The 22,469-nt window shown below is 41.4% G+C and carries 20 protein-coding genes; 7 read left to right on the forward strand and 13 right to left on the reverse strand.

Annotated features, from left to right (window positions below; genetic code table 11):
• Nucleotides 1-31 precede the first annotated feature (31 nt).
• Nucleotides 32-934: a S1 RNA-binding domain-containing protein gene (locus V7K41_RS31130; protein WP_334854365.1), complete on the forward strand. Its 903-nt coding sequence runs from the start codon at nucleotides 32-34 to the stop codon at nucleotides 932-934.
• A 459-nt stretch (nucleotides 935-1,393) separates the two neighbouring features.
• Here V7K41_RS31130 and V7K41_RS31135 read toward each other — a convergent pair whose 3' ends face one another.
• Nucleotides 1,394-1,624 carry a hypothetical protein gene (locus tag V7K41_RS31135; RefSeq protein WP_334854366.1) on the reverse strand — a complete coding sequence of 77 codons (231 nt, stop codon included), beginning with the start codon at nucleotides 1,622-1,624 and terminating at the stop codon, nucleotides 1,394-1,396.
• A 28-nt stretch (nucleotides 1,625-1,652) separates the two neighbouring features.
• On the reverse strand, nucleotides 1,653-1,841 hold the full coding sequence (locus V7K41_RS31140; RefSeq protein WP_094341361.1) for a hypothetical protein: 189 nt from the start codon (nucleotides 1,839-1,841) through the stop codon (nucleotides 1,653-1,655).
• 128 nt (nucleotides 1,842-1,969) lie between these two features.
• Here V7K41_RS31140 and V7K41_RS31145 point away from each other — a divergent pair, with 128 nt between their 5' ends.
• The 3 genes from V7K41_RS31145 to V7K41_RS31155 all read left to right on the forward strand — a co-directional run bounded on the left by V7K41_RS31145 (nucleotide 1,970) and on the right by V7K41_RS31155 (nucleotide 5,349).
• Nucleotides 1,970-2,347 carry a hypothetical protein gene (locus V7K41_RS31145; protein WP_334854367.1) on the forward strand — a complete coding sequence of 126 codons (378 nt, stop codon included), beginning with the start codon at nucleotides 1,970-1,972 and terminating at the stop codon, nucleotides 2,345-2,347.
• A 561-nt stretch (nucleotides 2,348-2,908) separates the two neighbouring features.
• Nucleotides 2,909-3,784 (forward strand): SDR family oxidoreductase, encoded by an 876-nt coding sequence (locus tag V7K41_RS31150; RefSeq protein ID WP_334854368.1) that lies wholly within the window; start codon nucleotides 2,909-2,911, stop codon nucleotides 3,782-3,784.
• Between the two features lie 56 nt (nucleotides 3,785-3,840).
• Nucleotides 3,841-5,349, forward strand: a complete 1,509-nt coding sequence (locus V7K41_RS31155; protein ID WP_334854369.1) for an HlyD family efflux transporter periplasmic adaptor subunit — start codon at nucleotides 3,841-3,843, stop codon at nucleotides 5,347-5,349.
• A gap of 337 nt (nucleotides 5,350-5,686) precedes the next feature.
• Here the strand turns inward: V7K41_RS31155 and V7K41_RS31160 are convergent, their stop codons facing one another.
• From V7K41_RS31160 to V7K41_RS31180, 5 genes are all read right to left on the reverse strand, one after another.
• Nucleotides 5,687-7,279, reverse strand: a complete 1,593-nt coding sequence (locus V7K41_RS31160; protein WP_334854370.1) for a S8 family peptidase — start codon at nucleotides 7,277-7,279, stop codon at nucleotides 5,687-5,689.
• A 277-nt stretch (nucleotides 7,280-7,556) separates the two neighbouring features.
• Entirely contained in the window at nucleotides 7,557-7,739 is a 183-nt protein-coding gene (locus V7K41_RS31165) for a hypothetical protein (protein WP_334854371.1), read from the reverse strand.
• 434 nt (nucleotides 7,740-8,173) lie between these two features.
• Entirely contained in the window at nucleotides 8,174-10,876 is a 2,703-nt protein-coding gene (locus V7K41_RS31170; RefSeq protein ID WP_334854372.1) for a type I secretion system permease/ATPase, read from the reverse strand.
• A complete protein-coding gene (locus V7K41_RS31175; protein ID WP_334854373.1) occupies nucleotides 10,825-11,607 on the reverse strand; it encodes a peptidylprolyl isomerase in 783 nt (260 codons plus the stop codon). The genes V7K41_RS31170 and V7K41_RS31175 overlap by 52 nt, the downstream gene beginning before the upstream one ends.
• Nucleotides 11,608-11,965: 358 nt before the next feature.
• Complete coding sequence (locus tag V7K41_RS31180; RefSeq protein WP_334854374.1) at nucleotides 11,966-12,763, reverse strand: TIGR00297 family protein; 798 nt, start codon at nucleotides 12,761-12,763, stop codon at nucleotides 11,966-11,968.
• Between the two features lie 419 nt (nucleotides 12,764-13,182).
• On the opposite strand from V7K41_RS31180, the gene V7K41_RS31185 reads away from it, so the two are divergent.
• Nucleotides 13,183-13,614, forward strand: a complete 432-nt coding sequence (locus tag V7K41_RS31185) for a VOC family protein (protein ID WP_334854375.1) — start codon at nucleotides 13,183-13,185, stop codon at nucleotides 13,612-13,614.
• A 110-nt stretch (nucleotides 13,615-13,724) separates the two neighbouring features.
• On the opposite strand, the gene V7K41_RS31190 is transcribed toward V7K41_RS31185, so the two are convergent.
• Nucleotides 13,725-14,405 (reverse strand): esterase/lipase family protein, encoded by a 681-nt coding sequence (locus tag V7K41_RS31190; protein ID WP_334854376.1) that lies wholly within the window; start codon nucleotides 14,403-14,405, stop codon nucleotides 13,725-13,727.
• Between the two features lie 517 nt (nucleotides 14,406-14,922).
• On the opposite strand from V7K41_RS31190, the gene V7K41_RS31195 reads away from it, so the two are divergent.
• A complete protein-coding gene (locus V7K41_RS31195) occupies nucleotides 14,923-15,501 on the forward strand; it encodes a hypothetical protein (RefSeq protein WP_334854377.1) in 579 nt (192 codons plus the stop codon).
• A gap of 34 nt (nucleotides 15,502-15,535) precedes the next feature.
• Here the strand turns inward: V7K41_RS31195 and V7K41_RS31200 are convergent, their stop codons facing one another.
• The 5 genes from V7K41_RS31200 to V7K41_RS31220 all read right to left on the reverse strand — a co-directional run bounded on the left by V7K41_RS31200 (nucleotide 15,536) and on the right by V7K41_RS31220 (nucleotide 21,111).
• The gene (locus V7K41_RS31200) at nucleotides 15,536-16,105 is read right to left on the reverse strand and encodes an after-VIT domain-containing protein (protein ID WP_334854378.1); all 570 of its coding nucleotides are present in this window, start codon (nucleotides 16,103-16,105) and stop codon (nucleotides 15,536-15,538) included.
• Nucleotides 16,106-16,361: 256 nt separating this feature from the next.
• Nucleotides 16,362-17,426, reverse strand: a complete 1,065-nt coding sequence (locus V7K41_RS31205; protein WP_334854379.1) for a tetratricopeptide repeat protein — start codon at nucleotides 17,424-17,426, stop codon at nucleotides 16,362-16,364.
• Between the two features lie 68 nt (nucleotides 17,427-17,494).
• The gene (locus V7K41_RS31210; RefSeq protein WP_334854380.1) at nucleotides 17,495-18,244 is read right to left on the reverse strand and encodes a 16S rRNA (uracil(1498)-N(3))-methyltransferase; all 750 of its coding nucleotides are present in this window, start codon (nucleotides 18,242-18,244) and stop codon (nucleotides 17,495-17,497) included.
• Between the two features lie 150 nt (nucleotides 18,245-18,394).
• On the reverse strand, nucleotides 18,395-20,332 hold the full coding sequence (gene sir / locus V7K41_RS31215) for a sulfite reductase, ferredoxin dependent (RefSeq protein WP_334854381.1): 1,938 nt from the start codon (nucleotides 20,330-20,332) through the stop codon (nucleotides 18,395-18,397).
• 239 nt (nucleotides 20,333-20,571) lie between these two features.
• On the reverse strand, nucleotides 20,572-21,111 hold the full coding sequence (locus V7K41_RS31220) for a hypothetical protein (protein WP_334854382.1): 540 nt from the start codon (nucleotides 21,109-21,111) through the stop codon (nucleotides 20,572-20,574).
• 393 nt (nucleotides 21,112-21,504) lie between these two features.
• On the opposite strand from V7K41_RS31220, the gene V7K41_RS31225 reads away from it, so the two are divergent.
• Nucleotides 21,505-22,446: an ADP-ribosylglycohydrolase family protein gene (locus V7K41_RS31225; protein WP_334854383.1), complete on the forward strand. Its 942-nt coding sequence runs from the start codon at nucleotides 21,505-21,507 to the stop codon at nucleotides 22,444-22,446.
• Nucleotides 22,447-22,469 lie beyond the last annotated feature (23 nt).

Below are 22,469 nucleotides of genomic sequence, written 5' to 3' on the forward strand. Positions count from 1 at the left end.
CATCTCAAATAACAACTAATCTTCAAAAGTCATGAATTCCGAATCGAAACTTTCTCAAACAGCCAATTCGCCCTTTACAATGGACGATTTTGCCAAAGCACTAGAAAAACACGACTACCAATTTCAAAAGGGACAGCTTGTAAATGGCAAGGTTTTCCAACTTGACCATGATGGAGCCTATGTTGATATTGGTGGCAAGTCGTCAGCTTTTCTGCCGCGCGATGAGGCTTCTTTGAGAGCAGTTACCGATTTATCGGAAGTGCTGCCATTGCAAGAGGAAATGCAATTTTTGATTATCCGAGATCAGGATGCAGAAGGTCAAGTCACCCTTTCTCGAAAGCAGTTGGAAATTCAGCACATCTGGGAACGATTGGCCGAAATGCAGGAAAATGCTCAGACTGTGCAAGTACGGGTTATGGGTGTGAATAAAGGTGGTGTCACCGTCGATATTCTTTCTTTGCGGGGATTTATCCCGCGATCGCACCTGGCAGAGCGTGATAATTTAGAAGCACTCAAAGGTCAAAATCTGACTGTCGGCTTTTTGGAAATTAATAAAAACACCAACAAACTCATCCTTTCTCAGCGATTAGCAACTCGTTCTAGCAACTTCAGCTTATTAGAACTAGGTCAACTGGTAGAAGGTAAAGTTACTGGCATTAAACCTTTTGGTGTGTTTGTCGATTTAAATGGTATGGGGGCTTTGCTTCATATCAAGCAGGTAAGCCAGAAATTTATTGATTCTTTAGAAAAGGTATTTCAAGTCGGTCAGCCAATTAAAGCTGTAATTATTGATTTGGATGAAGGTAAAGGGCGGGTTGCTCTTTCTACCAGAGTTTTGGAAAACTTCCCTGGCGAAGTGCTAGAGAATTTTGATGAGGTGATGGCTTCAGCTGAGGCGCGTGCTAATAGAGCAAATAACAAAGCTCCTGAATAGTTTTGAAGTGGGCTGTTTGCATAAAGCGTTTAAATTGCCATCTGAAACAATTTTAAATTTTGAATTTTGAATTGTTAATACTCTCCCTGCATCTACAAAAGATATGGGGGGATTTTAAATTGGGAAAAATTTTCGTAGAGTCCTTTCTAGTCCAATACGCTTGGGTTAAGGATAATGGTAGGTTGGGTTGAACAAAGTGAAACCCAACATTAAGCGTTAATTGTTGGGTTTCGTTCCTCAACCCAACCTACTACTGCTAAGAGGATGTTTTAAAAGTCCCGAAAGGTATAATTTTGCTATTCAGCACGGGGTTAAGTGCGACGAAAAATTAAGGTTTTAGCCATGTACTGAGATGCTTGGCTGTGCTAACTATGAGAGCAAAAGACCCTTTTAAAACATCCTCTAAAGTCGAATTTAATAAGCAAAAGCTGCTTTTACTTATTCAAAAGCTACTTTTACTTATTCAAAAGCTGCTTTTACTTTCTCATTTCGGTGTTTTCCGCAAGCAAAATAAGCTTTTACTTTCTCAAAAGCTGCTTTTACTTTCTCATTTTGGTGTTTTCCGCAAGCAAAATAAGCTTTTACTTTCTCAAAAGCTGCTTTTACTTTCTCATTTTGGTGTTTTCCGCAAATAATTAAGCATATTGAGAAAGCAATATACTTGATTGCTAACTCATTTAAGTAATTCACACACTCGTTACAAACTATTTCTTTAACATTACTTCTCTTTATCTTTATCTAATGCTTCCTGAATCGCACGACGGCAAAATTCTGGAGGATCATCTTTGGTAGATAGTTCTTCCTTCATAGTTTTGGTAATGCGTAGGTTAATCCTTTCTGTTAATGATTCTTCTCTATTTGATTTAATTGGTTGTAAATTTTGTGGGTTCCCTTTAGGATTAGGCATTATTGAGAAATATAAATAAGGCTTGATTTACTTGGTGCCAAAACAATAGATTGTTTTTTAGTGGTTGCCACAACTTGCCGGAAGTACAACCACTAATATCCAATTCAAAAAATGGACACTACTATTTTATGTTCACGCGTTCCGAACTTGAAATTAAGACTATTAAAGAATTACGCGACTTGTGTCGCAGATACGGCATCAAACCAACCGGGAATGCAGGATACAAAACCTCGTACATCGTAACCCTGATGGCATTTCCACTTTTAGCGCTCCAACAAATGAAGCAAGGTAAAGGGTTAAAATCCCCTAACTTTAACGCTATCCAAATAATCAGTTCTGCGATTGAGGAGATGAATTCACCCACAGATGAGCAAGCAGCACTGATTCGGATAACTTTAGAAGGCAGGAAAATGAGCTATCCTGACCGATACCAGCAAGAGAATCTGCTGAACTTGCACAAAGCTAAGATGTCGCTTGAACAAGCTATCGACTTCTTGAGTCAGTAAAACTAATTTTATAGCGGTTCTCGTTTGGGTGCAGTACAGTTTTAACCTCTCTCCAAACCTCTCTCCTAAGAGGAGAGAGGCTTTGAAATCTTACTCCCATTCCCTTGCTCTTAAGGGGTTGGCAGGGTGGTTTCATACAAGCAAAGAAAAATTAAAACTGGGTTTCAAAGCCTCTCCCCCCGTGGGGGAGAGGAATGGAAGTGAGGGAAAAAGCCATGCCACTTTCACGAGAAATCAAGACTTATGTATTTTTCTTTTTTCGTATGAAACCACCCTGCTTGCTCTTAAGGGGTTGGGGGTTAGGTCTGTATTGGACTCAACTGCAAACTGGTATATTAACCTATCCTCTGCATCTATAAGGATGTGGGGGATCATTTTTAAAGTATTAAAATAAATAAGGTGCGATCTATTGGCTTAGTTGGCGTGAGGATATCTTGAGCATGGTAACAAAGTATAAAAATATGCTCATATTTTTGTTTAAGTATTGATAAACGGGTTCTTAGCATATATTGAGCATTTTGACAAGTATAAACGCTGAAACTATTCAATTTAGGTATTTATATGTTTCTAGTAACTGGAGCAACGGGAGGAATTGGTCGCAGAGTTGTACGACTCCTACGGCAACGAGAACAGTCTGTGCGGGCATTTGTCCGCATTACGTCGCGCTATAGCGAGTTAGAACACCGGGGTGCAGAAATCTTTATTGGTGACTTGCAGCGAGAAAAAGATATCGAGAAAGCTAGTCGGGGTGTGAAGTATATTATCAGCACCCACGGTTCTGATAGCGATGCTCTATCCTTAGATTACCGCGCCAATATTGAACTGATTGACCAAGCAAAAGCCAATGGTGTAGAGCATTTTGTCTTCATTTCCGTATTGGGAGCCGATCGCGGTTATGAAGATGCTCCTGTTTTCAAAGCCAAACGAGCAGTAGAGCGATATTTAGCAGCTAGTGGCTTAAATTACACTATTTTACGCCCAGCTGGATTAGCATCTAACTTGCTACCACTGGTAGAACGATTTCGGGAAACGGGATTGTATCTGCTGATTGGCGATCGCAAAAACCGTACCTCAATTGTCAGTACCGATGATTTGGCAAAGATAGTAGTGGATTCTGTGACAGTTGAAGGCGCTCGCAACCAGATTTTACCCGTTGGAGGGCCAGAGATTTTATTGCGAGAAGATATTCCCCGGATTTTTGGTCGGATTTTCGCTAAAGAACCAGTAATAATTAACTCACCTTTATTTCTCATTGATGGGTTACAGAGTGCATTAGGTTTATTTAATCCCCAAACCCAAAAAGCTTTGGGAACTTATCGTACATTGCTAGCAAATGAATTTTTCTGCACAAAAGATGAAATTGCCAATTTAGAGGCAATTTTTAACTTCCAATTAGAGACATTAGAAAATTTTTTGCGGCGCTATTTAGCAGTTTGAATAGTCATTAGTCATTAGTCATTCGTGAATAACCAAGGACAAATGACAAATGACAAATGACAAATGACAAAGGACAAAAATATATGGTAAATGCTGCTCAAGCACGTCAGACAAAAGAGCGATTCGCCCAACCGGAGGAACAACTTACTTATGAATTGGGGAAAGCAGTACAGGAATTGCCACCCCTGTACACTAGATTATTAGCGGGAACGATGAGCGCCATCGTCTTTGGGGCGATCGCTTGGGCGTACTTCTCACAAATAGATGAAGTCGCAACAGCACCGGGGGAATTAATTGCTTCTACACAGGTAAGACCGGTGACATCTTTAGGTGGAGGGTCAATTGTCGCTGTTAAAGTACAAGAAGGCGATCGCGTTACTAAAGGTCAAATTCTAATTCAAAAAGATCCAGACTTGCAAATAACCGATGTTTCCCGCCTAGCTAAATCTACCAGATTGATTCAAGACGATTTAAAACGTTTGGATGCAGAACGCACCGGAGGCAAAACTACTGGGACGAAACTGCAAGATGAACTTTTAACCTCCCGTTTGCAAGACTACCAAGCGCGTCAAGCCGCAGCGGAAGCAGAAGCAAATCGTCAAATGGCACTCATCGATCAAGCCAAAGTCCGCTTGACTCGATTGCAAGACAACTTAGTTAATGCCAAAAGTAGCTTTGCGAATGCTCAAACCAACCTTGTTAATGCAGATAGCATCAGAATTAAAATTGAAAGTAATTTAGCCCTTGCTCAAGAAAGGGAAAAAAGCTTACGCACTCTAATTACTCCTGGCGCTGTGCCTCGTGTCGATTACCTGGATGCTCAAGAAAGATTAACTCGTGCAAAGACAGAAATCACCAGAGCGCAAGATGAAGTTACCAACGCCCAGAATAGAATCACAGAGGCTCAAGATAAAGCCACATCATTAGAAAAAGATATTGCTGCTCAAGTCCAGGAAATTCGCCAAGCAGAACAAGCTTACAACGCTGCACGCAGTCAGGCCCAGCGTGTGGCATCAGAACGCCAAAGCGAAATTTTGACGCAGTTTAATAAGCGTAAAGAAGAACTGACAACTGTACAAGGTCAATTAGAGCAGGCAAGGAAGCAACAAGCTTTAGAAACGATTGAGGCTCCCGTAGCCGGTACAATTTATAAAGTCAAAGCCACCAAGGGGCCAGTACAATCGGGTGAAGAATTGCTGTCAATTTTGCCGGAAGGGGAAGAAATGCTTCTAGAGGTAAAAGTTCTCAACCGCGATATTGGGTTTATTCGTCAAGGAATGAAAGCAAAAGTGAAAATGGCAACTTTTCCCTTCCAAGAATTTGGCATTGTGGATGGCGAAGTTATGCAAGTCAGTCCAAATGCAATTGCTGATAAAGAATTGGGTTTAGTTTTTCCGACGAGAATTAAGCTAAATAAACACGCAGTAAATGTTCGGGGTCAAGAAGTAGAATTTACACCAGGGATGGCTGCTACAGGTGAAATTGTCACTCGTAAAAAGTCAATTTTGACATTCATCACTGAGCCTGTGACACGGCGGTTCAGCGAAGCATTTTCTGTTAGGTAGGAAAGTCTGTTAGATGAGCGAGAAGTAAGGGTTTAGCATTATTCATTGGTGTCAACTTAAGAAAAAATCTGCTTTGAGAGGACGTTTTGCCCTCATCCCCTAACCCCTTCTCCCAACTTGGGATTCGGGGAACTAGAGAATTTGCTCCCCTCTCCCAATTTTGGGAGAGGGGTTGGGGGTGAGGGTCAAACCTGGAAAGTTCGCCAAATCTAGCTTATACGTTAAGTTGACACCTATGAGCATTATTAAACCCCTACATTCATTCACGACTGATGAGCGGGTTGGTTGATTTTCTTAGCCGAGCAGTATTAAACTCAACTGCAAATCACTATAATTTTCAAGCCATACCCAAGAATTTTCTATACTGATCTATTTGTTTTTGCATTCCCTCTAGTAGTTTGCCAAAATCAAGATTATTCTGATCCTCATTGCTATTCACATTGATCCTGTCCAGAATATTCTCATAATTTTGGAATTGCGACCATAATTCTGGATTTATTAATCCGTTATTATCTTCGGCTGATGTCAGATATTTTGTAGTTTCTGCGTAGGTGTAGCTTGTCTTAGACATCGCCTTACCGGTTGCAGGGCTAAAATCAGAATTATTCCAACTAGCGGTAGTTTCTGGTGTTAAATATTTTGCTGTTTCTGTAATTGTCTGACTTGCTAGAGAACTGACATTAGAAATGTTAAAACTAGAGCTTGTAGTTGGTGTATTATTTACTGCTGTTTCTGCAATCACCTGACTTGCTAGAGAACTGACATTAGAAATGTTAAAACTAGAGCTTGTATTTTGTGTACTATTTCCTGCGGTTTCTGTGACAATCTGACGTACTTGGGCATCAGTCAGGTTAGGGTTAGCACTAAGCATCAGGGCAACGATACCAGCAACGTGGGGAGCAGCCATAGATGTGCCGCTATAAGTTGCATACTGATTATTCGGAACTGATGAATAGACTTTGACTCCTGGAGCTGTGACGTAAGCGATTTCATTCGTTCCAGAGCGGTTAGAGAAGTCGGCCAAATTACTATTCTTATCTACTGCTCCAACGGCAATTCCCGACTTGGATGCATAGCGCGCGGGATAGTCTGGTGATGAGTCACCATCATTACCTGCTGCCATGACGACAATTACTCCTTTACTGCTGGCATAGTCAATGGCTGACTCTAGAGTGCGATTAGAAGATCCGCCTCCTAAACTGAGGTTAATCACATTAGCTCCATTATCCACAGCGTAACGAATACCTTTAGATATGGAACTATAAGAACCAGAGCCAGAGCTATCTAAAGCTTTGACAGGCATAATCTTGGCATCGTAGGCAATACCAGTGACACCGTAGTTATTATTTTCTCCTGCGATCGTGCCGGAAACATGAGTACCATGACCATTGTCATCTAGGGTGTTGTTGTTTTGATCGGCAAAGTTCCAACCGTAATTATCATCAACATAGCCATTGCCATCATCATCTATACCGTTACCCGCAATTTCCTTGCTATTCGTCCAGATATTATTTTTTAAATCCTCGTGGTTGTAGTCAACTCCAGTATCTACAACAGCAACAACAACGCCTTTACCTGTGTATCCATGTGCCCAAACTTCCGGTGCTTTAACCAGGTCTGCTCCCCAATTATTGCCACCAAGATCGGGAACATCAGCAAAGGTATTTTGATTAATAGCTCTAGCCACTGCTGCTGCTCCATTAATCAAACCATAGCCATTAGTGGAGTTATAATTTTGAGCGCTAAAAGCATTTTCAGATTTATCGTTATTTAGCAACCGCACATCAGCATCGGCTGAGTTATAGCTACTACGTCTGCTGAAGTTGAGGCTGTATCCATCTTTCGTATTAAAGCTATCTAATGAGGAAATTGAAGTGGCATTTAGCTGTTTCTTTGACAATATATTGTTATTAACATCATCAATGTGCATAAATTTTTTCTCAAAGATAGCAATCTTTTTTTGACAGTTTAAAGCTTTGAAACCTTGACAATAAAAAGATTTCAATGTGTGAATAAACCTTATTCTCAATAATTACTATGGAATTTAATAACAAAATGCTAATTTTATTACCAAAAAACCTTTTGAGAATTACGGTTTTTATTAAGAGTAAATTTATCGAGGAAATCTTAAATATTTGAGGTGTATTAATGGAGACTAATGCAAAAATAGTAATAGGATGTTATGAGTCAATACAGTTTAATTAAGCCTAAAACTCAACTTCTACGTAGGTTGGGGAGCCACTGCGTTGCAAAGAGAAGTCTGAGCGGAGGCTTCCTCCGTAGACGCTTTGCGGCTTACCGCAGGCATCAGAACTTCGGAGGGTTCCCCCCGTTGAAGCAAGTGGCATTTGAGGAACGAAACCCAACACTTGCGTGATGTTGGGTTTCACTTCGTTTTACCCAACCGACAATTTTCTTAACTGAACGGTATTGCGTTATAACTCCTTTGATTATAGGACTTACGCAAAAACCCTCTCAAACTCTCATTTCTCCGTGACCTCTGCGTCCTCTGTGGTTCGTTTTCCGTTACCTGTGCGTAAGTCCTAGATTACTCTTAGAACTGCTGCGATCACTAGCTATAAAAGTGTTTATACCAATTCTCTAAAATAAGGCAACAGATGTAAGCAAGGATTGCCTTACTGCATCTAAATTTCTCAATTGCGAATTGGTATTACCCACCTAGACTGGAGCAAAGATAATTATTAAAATCATCAAAATTAAAATGGCGAATGGAGTTATGCTCCATTCGCCAAAGGCTATCCTTAAGCCGCTTTACAAAAGTTTATCTTTTATATAGCTATAAGCTTTGAGTTAATTAAATTTATTAAATGTTTGCTTGCTGCCGTTGATATAGTGACCAATACAAACCTTTTTGTTGCAACAACTGTGAGTGAGTACCACGTTCGGCAATCACGCCTTGCTCTAATACCAAAATCAAATCAGCACGTTTGAGGGGAGCAAAGCGGTGAGCAATCAGGAACACAGTACGGTTGGCGGAAATTTTTTGCAGGTTTTGCAGCACTTGTTGTTCAGTTTCACTATCCAAGGCGCTAGTAGCTTCATCCAAAACTAAAATCGGCGCTTGGGAAAGAAATAGCCTTGCTAGAGCAATACGTTGTCTCTGTCCACCAGATAAAGCTGTACCGCGTTCGCCAACATTGGTTTCATAACCGTAGGGTAATTGACTGATGAAGTCGTGGGCTACAGCTAATCTTGCCGCCTCTACTACTTGCTCTGCGGTAATGTCAGGACTACCGAGAGTGATATTTTCCAAAATAGAACCGTTAAATAAAAAGTCTTCTTGGAGAACTACACTAACTTGTTGCCGCAGTGAGGCTAAATCGGCACTTTTTATATCAAAACCATCAATCAGGATGCGTCCTGATTCAATTTGATAGAGGCGTTGCAATAGCTTAGACAGGGTACTTTTCCCAGAACCGCTACGTCCGACAATGCCAACAAACTGCCCTGGTTCAGCACTGAAAGAGATTCCTCGCAGAATTGCTTCAAAGTTGGATCGGTAGCGGAAAAATACTTGCTCGAAGGTGACTTGTCCTTTCAGGGGTGGTAAAACTAGGCCAGTTCCCAGTTCAGCTTCTGGGGAGACGTTGAGAATATCACCAATGCGATCTACAGAAAGTAGCACTTGTTGAAGGTTTTGCCACAACTGTACTAAGCGCAAAAGCGGGCCTGTGACTCTACCAGACAACATTTGAAATGCAACTAGCTGTCCGATTGTGAGCTTTTGTTCGATGACTAACTTGGCTCCAAACCAGAGAATCAGCATGGTGGACAAATTAGTGAGAAAGTCACCAATGTTACTGCTGATATTGGAGGTGGTAGAAGCTTTAAAGCCTGTGCGAATGAAGCGAGCAAATAAGCCTTCCCAGCGATCGCGGGCTACTGGTTCGGCTGCATGGGCTTTAACGGAGTGAATCCCCGTCACTGTCTCTACTAGAAACGATTGACTATCGGCGCTCCGGTTAAAAGTTTCGTTGAGCCAGTTACGCAGAATTGGTGTTGCAACTATCGTTAATGTGGCAAATAGCGGCAGTACTGCTAAAGCCACAAAGGTGAGTGGGATATTATAGTAAAACATCAATGCCAGGTACACCACAGCAAAGATGCTATCCAGAATTACAGTTAATGCTGTACCTGTGAGAAATTGACGAATTTGTTCGAGTTCCTGGACTCTTGCTACTGTGTCTCCGACGCGTCGCGACTCAAAATAAGCCAAAGGCAGTCGCATCAGATGGCGAAATAGCTGTGCTGATAAACTCAAATCCAGACGACGAGCTGTATGGGTAAAGATAAATAGGCGCAGAATACCCAGTATGGACTCAAATATGGCTACGCATAAAAGTGCAAGTGCCATCACATCGAGAGTTGGCAAACTCCCCTGCACCATCACTTTATCAATAACAACTTGGGTAATTAGCGGTGTTGTTAATCCCAAAAGCTGCAAGGTAAAAGATGCTAACAATACTTCTGTGAGCAATCCTTTATACTTCCAAACTGCTGGAGTAAACCAACTCAGGTTAAATTTTTCTTGCTGGGATATGAGTTCTACTTGCCACAATCGTCCATCCCAAGACGCCTCAACTATGGACTGTGGCAAGCTTTCACAAGTCCGTTCGGGATTTAGAGGGTTAGCGATAATTAAGCGATCGCCTTTAACTCCATAAGCCACCACCCAGGATGGACTCTGGGGTGAGTCAGAATTCCACAGCAATAAAGCTGGGAATGACAACTGTCGCAACTCACTCCAACTCACTTGTAACCGCCGCAATACTAACCCTAACTTTTCTGCTGCTTCCACAACCTGTTTTGGGCGTTGTCCTCTGAGTTGACGCTGCACCCATTCCAGTTGCACAGAATTTTCTAACTGTTGCGCCACCATTGTTAAACAGGCAGCAGCAGTGTTCCAGCTGGCAACAAACGGATAAATTGAAGTAATTAGATTGGCGGTTGGAAGTCCTCTTTGGGGTTGGAGGCTATGGGGGCTGGAAGTCCCGTCTGAGGCTGATGTTACTGAAGGAGTAGCAGACAAGGAAAATGTCTCCCTTTGTCCCTCCATCTCTACTGGTAACACTTGCCAAAATTCCTGAATTTGTGGGTGAGAAAATTCTGCCCACAGCGCAGTGTCCCAACAAACTACTACCACTTCTTTACTAGCAGCTACAGCTTTAAAATCCGCAGATAGCTTTTGGAAGTCGCCAAACCAATCCCCCACATCTAGGGCTGCTAAAGGTTTGCCAATCCCTTCTTCTCGCAAGCGGACTTTCCCAGCCACAATTAAGAATTGATAGCCACCGACATCGTTTGACCAGATTTTTTCTCCAAGACGATACTGGCGTGTTTGGCACTCATTTTCCAATCGGGATTGTTGTTCGGGAGTCAACCAGCATAGCGGTGGCTGATTCCAAGGCAAAGAAGCTAGCACTTTTAATCGTAAAGATTCATTATCCAGAATTTTTAACTCACTTGTAACTTGACTGTCAGTTTTTGAATTTTCTCTGCTAGCCATTTTTCAAACAACTCATTTTGTAGTGCTTGCTGTAGTTGAGTATCTTCTAAAGACGCTGGTAGAAATTGTTCTACTCGAAACAAACCATAAGGCCCTTTTCCTTGGGGAGAGTCTTTGTCAACGATTTCTATTGGTCCTATCAATTGTCCGGGACTGGCCACATCAATAGCTGCCCGTAATATATCCGGCATACTACCTCGGCTGACGATTCCCATCATGCCATTCACAATTCGATCATCTGAAAGGGAATACTCTTTAGCTAGTTGCTCAAAACTACCTCCTTCTTCAATTTGGGTTTGGAGTTCGTCTGCTAATTCTCGATTATCAACAACAATCCGGGAAAGTACCACCCGATCCAAAAAAATTTTGCGTTCAATAAAATATTCTGGGAGTTTTGTTTGGGTCACTACAGCTTTTAGTTTTTCTAACTTGTAACCAAAAGTGACCGATGTGTGAAAGGTACTGTAATCTGTGTTATTTGTCTTTAACCATTCTTGAAAACTTTGGGGGTCAGTGAGTTGATTTTTCAGCCTAAAGTCAATAATTGATTGTTCAGTTATTGCGGTGCCAATTTCAATATCATCTCGTGTTCGGATTTCTTCCTCAATTACGTACTGCCGGAGAATATCCCCAATGAACTGTCCCAGTTTTCCAGAGGCTTGCAGGTACTTTACTGCTTGCTCAATAGAAATTATTTGGTCATTAATTGTCAAAAATGATAAAGATTCCATGAACTAATTATGTGAAATTGGTTAAACACTTTTAGGGCTTTTTTATTAAATCATATAGAAATCATCTGATTGTTAATGGATAAATATGATAAAGATTCAATGAACTAATTACATCTAAATAGTCAAAAAATTATATAGTTAGTAAATAATAATTTGCCACGATCACTTTTACAGTCTAGCCGGGACAAAATCAGGATTGAAAATATCAGTGTTGGCACAGTAGTAAGGCAAATTAGTTATTTTCTACAATGCCCTTCAAGAGTGCTGTTAGCGGTAGCAGGGCATTTAGCCCGTGCTGTTAGCGAAATTGTTTTGCTCAATACCCCACTTAAACGAGTAATTGTTTATTCTCATCAGTCTAGTTAATGAAAGTTATCCATGTCCAGGCAAATAGCACAGATGCGATCGCACCAATTAATGTATTAAAAATATTTACTACTTCATTGGTCAGCCAGGTATACTTAGATTGCAGTGTTGCGCCAATCACACTTTCTAAGCTGGTGGCAATAAATGCTGCCAGCACACACCAAGCTACTCCCAATAGATCGATTAAACCAACTCCCCAACCCACAAATGCGATCGCTACAGAAGCCACAATCCCGGCTAAAGTTCCCTCCAAGCTTACCGCTCCTTCTGTACCGCGAGGCACTGGTTGGAGTGTAGTAATCAAAAAGGTGCTTTTACCATAAGCTTTACCGACTTCACTAGCAGTAGTATCAGCTAGCTTTGTGCTGAAACTCGCTACATAGGCTAGTAATAATAGGGACTGGGGATTAGGGATTAGGGATTGGGGGCTAGGTACGAGGAATCCCGAATTTATTACTCCTACTCCCAAGGCACACAGGGCCCCAGTTAAAGCCGAACCCCAAACATTTTCTGGACCTCTTGCCCCAGAACGCTTTTCGGCAATTCCTTCTGCCTCCTTCTGCGCCATACCGATGCGGGTAACGCCAGAACCAACCAAAAAATAGAACATTACTACTGCATATCCTTGCCAGCCTAATGTTACCCAAATTAAGATGGCCAAGAACCAGGCGTGGAATAATCCAACAGGGGTAAGTAACTTTTTCGGAGCAATCCAAGCTAAACCCAATAAAATTGTGTTTAATACTACTGCTACTAACCAGGGATTTACAGAATCAATTGAGGATGACATCAGCAATTAATCATGAGTAATTTTGTCTGAATATCAACAGAATAACCAATTTGTGATGCTTAGTGCTTTATTTTTGAAACCTCTCTAGCTAAAGTAGTATATTTGTATTATTAACTAAATTGCGTAGGCATAGCTCTCAAAGCTGAGTGTCAAACCATCAATGATGTCTTAGACATACACTTCAATATTGACTAAAGAACGTGCATTAAACAAAATGCAAAATTTCTTTTGAATTAGGTAAACTCTTCTCCGTAACCACACAGTACAGTGGCTGAAGTATTACTCAGTCCCCAATCTTAGTCATAAGCATAAAGAATATAATTTAATAGCAATAAAAACTGTGTTCAAGTTAACCACAATCAGAACTTAATAGCATAAATTGTAGATAGCATCAACTACTAGTCTTTTTCACACAAGCTATGAGCCAAACTTTATTCCATTTAGCTTTCCCTGTAAATGACATTGCCCAAACAAAAGTATATTATGTAGATGGTTTGGGTTGCATTCCTGGTCGTGAAAACCACCATGCCCTGATTCTCAATCTCTACGGTCATCAATTAGTGGCTCATTTCACAAAAGAACCTTTGACACCGCAAAAAACCATCTATCCCAGACACTTTGGACTAATTTTTACCCAAGAACGTGACTGGCAAGACTTACTAAAAAGGGCACAACAACAACAGCTACTTTTTCGCGAAGAAACCAAAAATCGCTTTGTTGGTTCTCCTCTTGAGCATCGCACTTTCTTTTTAGAAGATCCTTTTTATAACCTCATGGAGTTCAAGTATTATCGTCACCCAGAGGCGATTTTTGGGAGTTACGAACATACGCAAATTGGGGATAGGACTTAAGAAATTCGTAATTCGTAATTAAAGAGGAATAAATCAAGTGTGGCAAGAATTCTAGCTAATGACCGAAAACGAAAAGGATACAGAGCAACTAAATTTATTTATGAGGATCATTAATTTTGAATTTTGAATTTTGAATTTTGAATTTGGAGCGAAGCGACGTGACTGGATTTTCGATTCAGCAAGGGTAGCATAATAGGCTTTGCTAAAGCTGCTGTGACTACCGCTAAACTCCTGGAGTCTGTCAGCATCCAAGGGTGTAGAGTAACTGGTACTATTACTTGGCTTCCTACGGGCATTTGTGAACTATTTGCTGGCACAATCATTAAATCATAAGGTGTCCAGATAGACGTAAAATCTAACTGCCCCAACATTACAACATCAGAATTTAAATCCTTGAGAAAAATGCTGTCGGGGCGCATTTGTAGGCAACCAGGACGCCGGGAACCATAAGCAACCACAGTTCCATAATGGGGGGAAGAAATGGTAATAAATCGCTGCACGCGGTTAATTCCTCCCAATCGCTGAACATAGTAACGGCTGACAATTCCTCCCATGCTGAAGCCTACTAAATCTAGGCGTTGTTCTGGTGCAAAGGTCGCTGTAACATAATCGGCTACTTGTTTTGCCAATTGATCGAGACCCACATCACCATTATTAGGTACGAGATCCAGGGAATATACAGACCAACCCTGTAGTCTTAATTGAGCCGCCATTTTATGGAAAACTGTCTCTGTGTCGTCAATGCCGTGTATTAACAAAACGGGATTGCGTTGTTGATTTTCAATGTTCATTTACAAAATCTAACTTAATTAAGTGGTGTATTTCACTTTTGTAGCTACATACTGTTCTACAAACTGAAGCTATTGCTTTTCGCATTCTTTAAAAGATATTGTTGCAAACAAAACTGAAATGCTTTCAAAGATAATTTGTATAAAGTTTTACAGATTAATCTAGCCATCTGCCATTGGGCTATGACACTCTTTCCACTGGTTGAGAGTAAACTGCTTGTTTAACTTCAATTAAGTATTTACCAAACAAAGAAATGTTAATTATTGTAAAGCTTGCTTTCAGAATCTTGCTCTTAGCTACAGTAAAATTTAATAATTAGTTCTCGGTGTGTGCAGGTTGCAAATGCTTGCAATAGAACATTTGCCCTGTGGTTTTACTACAATGTTAATTAAGCACAAGGCTATAAGGGTTGTCACCAGAACGGGGTGAGGCCAAGTAGATAATGTAACATTTTGTCGTAATTTTTAACAATTACGGTCGAGTTCAAAATATAAAAGGTAAAAGGCAGGAGTAATTGTAATGGATTTTATCAAAAAGTTAATTTCGGGTATTCAGGGTTTCCTTGGCGGTATTCTGGGTTTCATTACCGGACTGTTACCAGGCAAGAAGAAAAGCAATGGCTACTTCTTAGAATTGGACGAAGCAAAAGATGCTGCCAAAGATGCTGCTAAAGAGGTAGCATCGAACGCGAAGAAAGTAGCAGAGACAGTTACATCGACAGTTGCATCGAATGCTAAGAAAGTAGCAGAGACAATTTCATCAGAAGCACCAACTCAATCTAAACCAGATTCATTGAATGGAACAAAAACTGCTACGGCTAAGACTAAGGCTAAGGAAAAATCAGCTAAGGAAAAATCAGCTAATAATCCCAAACCAGCCGACGTTCAACTAGTCCAGACTGCTGAAGGTCTTAAAGTTGAACCGGGCAAAAAAGCAAAAGCCGCAGCAGCCAAAGTACTCAAAGAGCAGCCAACTGAAACCACCTTTGCACCAAAATATCTTGCTCCTTCGACTACTAGCTCTAATGGTCGTCGTCGTCCAGGAGCGAATATGAGTGCTTATCTAGACATGGCACGTCAGATTAAAACACCTAAATAATTCATAGAGACCGTAAATTTACGGTCTCTATAGATTAAACGTGAAGATGCAAGTTTAAGATAACTTTGCCAGTTGTAGATGAGGGAACTCTCCAAAGTAAGAGCGATCGCTTAATTTTCTCCACTACAACTGCATCTTTTAGGGTTGAGGTTTCCTCATCCAAAACTACCTGTTCTACCCGACCTTTGTTGACGGTGAACTCAAAGACAATTTCACCACTAAAGCCAGAAGGCAAGTTTAGTTGTTGCAGGTGTTGGGTTAAGTTAGCAATTTCTGTGTCATCCAAGCCAGTAACGCCGATCGCGTCTAACTTATAGTTGATAGCTGCGTCTAATATTTCATATTGTCCCATTTCCTCGGAATCAAAGCTCAAAGAGAACTCTACTTCTTTCGCTACTGGAGATCGTGGCGATCGCCTTTGCCGGAGAAAATCTGGAGTTTCTGCTGAAGCTGGCGCTGCTGCATTTAAGGTTAAGGTTTGACTCGCAAAAATACCAGCAGGAACACCACCAAGGTAACTAACTGCTTCAGCCATTTCTACCGGAACTTGCATAGACACGTATTCGCTTCCTGGTTCAACCTGCACGTCATCGCTGACAGCCACAAAAGCGGTGTATTGAGAAAGTAGTTGATAAATTAAGGCTGTTTCTGTAACTTCCTTGAGGGGATTGAACGTACAAACCCCCTAGCTTTTGGTTTTTAGTACTTACTGTATTCATAGATTTGATATAACACTCCTATTTTATTTGTGAACTTACTTGTGAAGGTAGGTAATAGGCAATAGAGAACTTAATTACAAATTGCGTAGCTTGCTTCTCGCCTTCTCTACGAGACGCTACGCGAATGGCGAGTATTACGAATTATTTAACAAACACCAGTCCACTATATAAATGGAAAGCTGAATCCCAATTAGTCTGTTCTCTACGAAACAGATCGATGTGAGACTTGATATGACTCAGCATTTCTGTTTGATCTAATGTTGTATCTGCAAAAGACGTGAAATCTGACCAGATTTTGACTTGAGGAAGTTGCTGGTCAATCCAACTTGATAAACTATTCCAATTAATTCTGATTGTATTTTGGCTAACTTGGGGAATAATTTCTAAACCTTGCTGAAATTCATAGCCGTTATCATAAAGTCGGAGAATGCAGCGTCTACCAGGTATGTGTAAATCACAAAACTGTGCATAGTCTTGTGTTTGAGTTTTCCATTCCAGTTTACGGCGGGCATCAACATCTACAACTTGTTCAAAAATTGGCAAAAGTCCTACTACTCTTGCTGTGACTTCTGACCAGTCAAAGGTGAGAAAACCGAGTTGATTTACCTCGTTACGACAAACAACAGTAGCTTGTGGGGTAGATGCTTGGAAATGTTTGACTTGATAAACTTGAATTTCCTGAATTTGAACTATTGTTGCCCAAAAGCAAGCAATACCAGCCTGCTGTAGCTGTTTGCCATAAAATTTTAGTTCTCCTACTTGGCCAGTGCGGTATAACCTCCAGCCACGACTCGGCAGTATTAATCGTGCAGTGTAGGGGTCTAGCTGCATAATCTGGGCGAATTTTTGAGACGCTTCTGTTTTCAGTTCGTTACTGAGTGGCTCTAAGACTAGTACGCCAAGTTCGGTATTATTTGGTTCAGATTTTGCTTGGGAAATAGCTCTTTGTCTTTCTTCTAGCTCAATTTCTTGTAGCCGTCGCAAACCTTGGCGTGCGAGCGTTACTATTTTGACATTCCTTGTATCTCGCAGCAGTTGGCGATAAATTTTTTCTGCATCTTGGTACTTTTGAGTTACTTCATGTAGCCGACCGAGATAATATTGTACCCAAGGATTTTCAGGTGATTCTTTTTGCAGCTGTTTGAGTAATTTAGCTGCTGTTTGATAGTCTTTATGCTCAAAGGCGATCGCAACTTGCTCAATCATCACTTACTTTAAATACAGATTGGAGTGATGTCTCGCGCAAAAGTAATTTTGCGTGAGCTATAAATCATTTATACTTCACAAGTTGCGGTAATCAAGGATAATGCCACTACTGGGGCTGTAACGGCTCTCAGGATGCGCCGACCAAGGGAAACAGGTTGAAATCCAGCTGACTTCGCATTCTCAATTTCTTGTGTTGTCCATCCCCCTTCGGGCCCAGTAGCAATGACAATTGTTTCTTGTCCTGTGTCATTTGTCATTTGTCCTTTGTGCTGTAAGCAATCTTTTAAATGGGGAAACTCACCACGCGCTACACAGATATATTGCTGACTGGTTGCAAATGACAAATGACCAATGACTAATGACAAACCCGTATTAAAAGTAACAGGTTCTAAAATTGTTGGCAGGAATGAGCGCTCTGATTGTTCGGCGGCTTCCGCAGCGATGCGCCGCCAGCGTTCGAGCTTTTGAGGACTAGGATGAAGCAAAGTGCGATCGCTCAATACTGGTGCAATACAAGCTACTCCCAACTCTGTACAACACCGCACCACTTCATCAAATCCATTGCCTTTGGGCAACGCCATCATCAGCGTAATCGATACAGGTAATTCAGTTTCTACTACAAGTGGTTCTAAAACCCGTGCTTGTTCCCCTGCTAGCTGCGCTAACCACCATTTTCCTCTACCATCCATTGCAATAAAGCGATCGCCTTCACGCAAGCGCAACACACGCCCCAGATAATGCTGTTGTTCTTTTGTGAGCAAAATTTGCCCTTGTTGGAGTTGGGAGGGTGCGATCGCAATTCTTTGCAGTTGAGACATTTTTCTTAATAAATTATTGCCCTGCTATGGATATCTGCTGTCTAACTTTCCTGTGGATGTGTTACCTAACTGTATTAGGACTTATGCGAGAGAGACACAGATAGATTTATCTGTGTCTCTCTTTGATTTTATTATCTTCAATTTTTCGGCTTAAGAAAGATTCTGGAAGTAAGCCTCTAGCGCTTCAGTAACTAACTGAGTCATCGGCTTACCTTGACTTTCTGCTACTTCCTTCAACTTGCTATAAACCTCTTCTTTCAAATTGACCCGATGGCGCGATTTATTTGCACCATTGGCTGTTTGGGGTTCGTATATAGCAGCAAATTCGCGGATGGCATCAAAACCAACGCGATCGCAAAAATCACCAAACTTTTCCTTTGATTTCCGAAATTTCTTAAAGTAAACAAAAATCGGCTCTAAGAAGGTTTCCAAGTCATTGTGGTGCAGCTTTTCTATGTAAGGTTGTGCCAGTCGAGTCTGATTTGGCGAACCCCCTAACCATAATTGGTAAGATTCTGGGGCGCTACCAACAAAGCCCAATTCTGCCAGGTACGGACGAGCGCAACCATTGGGGCATCCTGTCATCCTTACCACAAAATGTTCTTTTTGTAAACCAACTTTATCCAACAAGGCGCGAACTCTTTCCAAAATACCCGGTATTGCCCGTTCTGATTCTGTGATTGCCAAGCCGCAAGTGGGCAAAGCCGGACAAGCCATTGCATACCGTACTAAAGGTTCGATTTTGCTAGGGTCGTCTCCGACACCGTGACGGCTGAGAATGTCTTGAATCGCTTCCTTGTTATCTGGTTCGATATCGTAAAAAATCAGGTTGTGGTTGGGTGTCAGGCGGATGGGTAAGTTGAACTGTTCGACAATTTCTCGCAAAGCGGTTTTCAGTTGAAACGAACCTTCATCCTTGATTCGACCATTATCAATGGAAATTCCTAAGAATAGCTTGCCATCACCTTGTTCATTCCAGCCGAGGAAGTCGTGATATTTAAACTCTGGCAGTGGTTTGAAAGCTTCAACTGCTTTACCAAAATATTCTTCAACTTGGGTGCGAAATTTATCTACACCCCAATCGTTGATTAAATATTTTAATCTGGCATGACGACGATCGGTGCGATCGCCATAATCTCTTTGGGTAGCAACAATCGCTTTCACCATGTCGTAAACGTCATCCTTCTCCACATAACCGATGGGGTCTGCTAACCTAGCGAAAGTTTCTTCTTTACCGTGAGTTCTACCTAAGCCACCACCAGCAAAAATATTAAATCCTTCCAGCTGTTTCTTCTTATTGGTAATTACTACCAAAGTCAGGTCTTGGGAATACAAATCCACCGAATTATCCCCTGGCACCGTCACGCAAATTTTAAACTTGCGGGGCATATAGTGAGTGCCATAAATTGGTTCTTCGTTGTCATGGATAATTGTGCCATTACCATTGCGCTGTCGCGCCGCCTTCACCTCTGGGCTTTCTTCTCTTCGAGACGCTGCGCGAACAGCACTAATTGCTTTTTCCCCATCTAACCAAATTTCGTAATAAGCGCCTGTTTGTGCTGATAACAAGTCAGCGATATTCTGGGCATACTCCCAAGCATACTGGTACTCTGGACGATTCTTAAAGGGGGCTGGTGGTGCCATCACGTTGCGGTTGATGTCACCGCAAGCTCCCAAAGTCGAACCCAGGTTGTTGACAATGGTGGCGATCGCTGTCTTGAGATTCTTCTTTAAAATTCCGTGCATTTGGAAACCTTGACGGGTAGTTACTCGTAAGGTGTGGTTGCCATACTCATCTGCTAGTTTATCTAAAGCCAGATACAGCTGCTGTGGTACTAAACCACCCGGATTTTTTGTCCGCAGCATAAACTGGTAATCTTTTTCCTGTCCCTTGGTGCGGTTGTCGCGGTTATCCTGCTGGTAAGAACCGTGATACTTCAAAAGCTGCACCGCATTTTCGGTAAAATGGGTAGTGTCTTCAAGGATCTCAGTTGCTACAGGTTCACGCAAAAAATTACTATTTTCCTTGATTCCTTCGAGTTTGGAAGGCTTACGGCTAGCGATGGGGGAAGGAGCAGATTTAACCATTAGACTTGTATAGTATTCTCAATAAAGCATTAGGTAGACGCCGAATTAGCACCCTTCGGCTACTTTATCCCCGGTAATCCGGCCGGAATAATGAGGAATATTTTAATTTTACCACGGCAAAAGCTGGCTTTGTCAGTGATGTAATACTTAACAAAACCAGCTTTTGGGAGTAGTGAGTTTTGAGTGCTGAGTCCTGAGTACTAAGTAAAGTATAAACTGACTGAGGACTCAATAATTTTTTATTTGAAGCGATAACCAATACCACCATTGATGCTAACAGCAGAAGCATCACTATTTTGGTAAGCACCAAGTCCTACTTTGGCATTAGTGTAGACGAGGAAGTTGTTAGCAACTTCCGATTCAACACCAGCACCTACCACTACAGAATCTCTGTTACCTATAGGAGTTGGTGAGCCATCTTTCTCTACAAAAGAATAACCACCAGTTAAATAGGCGTTAGTTCTATTAGCTATAGGCACATCCACAGAAAGTTCTGGGATGATGGCACTCGTTTTATCACTCCAAAGGACATTACCGCGTGCAGAAAACGGCGTAGTTCCTAATTTCACGCGGCCTGTGACATTACCACCAAATGTGGCATCATCGTTGGTGCCTTGTCCGCCACTGGTAACGCCAGCTGCAACACCAGCACCAACATAACTAGCATCAGTACCCTTTTTGGTTTCAGCAGAAGCTTGACCAGCTGATAGAACAAAAGGAGCAACTATTAAGGAAGACAATGCAGAAATTGTCACGAAAGACTTGAGTAAGCGTTTCATAATTTTTACCAAATTTTGTATTTTTTACTTGTATATTCCAGGTCGAAAATAAACTGATAATGTTCCAAATGCTTCCCAAATTTTATTAAATGAATGTTGCTATTGATGCATAACTATTAGAGGCCAAGTATCTCCGAAAAGAATAATTAAGCTGTTATAATTACTTTCAATGTCTTTTTATCCGGGTTATTTGTTCCAAAAATAGACGCTTTGAAAAGTGGCACAATATTTGGAACTAAAACTAAGTCAGGATATGGTAAATAAAATACTCTATTAAGAATTTTTGCCGAGCTTTTCACAGATGATGAAAAAGTAGGCTGTAGCATCTGTTGCAACAAGCTATAGAAGGAATCTATAAAGTTAATTTTGAGCAGTTATCGTGGAGATTGAATAATGCTAACCGGTGCAAAAACGTTGTCTGGTTTGATGGGTTTATGTGTCGGTGATGCGTTGGGTGTGCCGGTGGAGTTTACTAGCCGTGCTGAACGAGTGAAATCTCCAGTAACAACGATGCAGGGTTATGGCACATGGAATCAACCCCCAGGAACTTGGTCAGATGACAGTTCGTTAAGCTTTTGCTTGGCAGAATGCCTTTGTAGAGGGTATTCCTTGGATGCTATAGCTAATTCCTTCTGGCGCTGGTACAAGGAGGCTTACTGGACTCCCCGTGGCGATGTCTTTGACATTGGTCAAACTACTCATACAGCGATTATGCGCCTGAAACAGGGAGTTGTTCCCCATCAGGCGGGCGGTAAGGTTGAAAATAGTAATGGCAATGGTTCTTTAATGAGAATCTTGCCGATGGCTTATTGTCACAGAAACTTAACTTTAGGCGAATTGCTGGCGCGGGTGCATGATGTTTCGGCAATTACTCATGCTCATGCGCGATCGCAAATGGCCTGTGGCATTTATATTAGTATTGCAGTGGCGCTCTTGGAAGGGGCTGACCTTAAGACAGCTTATCTACAAGGATTGCAAGATATTCAAACAATTTATTCTGTGCGGGAATTTTTGTTAGAGAAGCCGCATTTTGGCAGAGTTTTGAGTGGTGAAATTGCCAAGATACCAGTTGAAGAGATTAATTCTGGTGGCTATGTAATTGACACCTTGGAGTCATCCCTGTGGTGTTTATTAAATAGCTCATCTTATTCTGAGGCAGTACTGAAAGCTATTAACTTAGGCGGAGATACCGATACTACCGCCGCCGTCACTGGTGGGTTAGCAGGAATTTACTACGGCGTGGAAAATATTCCTAAACAATGGATGAACCAAATTGCTCGTAGACAAGACATTATTTACTTAGCAGAGCGCTTTGCTAGGTCTGTTTACAGCTAGTCCCGATCTTATCAAAAATCCAA

Source organism: Nostoc sp. (assembly GCF_036917415.1).
Classification (GTDB): Bacteria; Cyanobacteriota; Cyanobacteriia; order Cyanobacteriales; family Nostocaceae; genus Nostoc.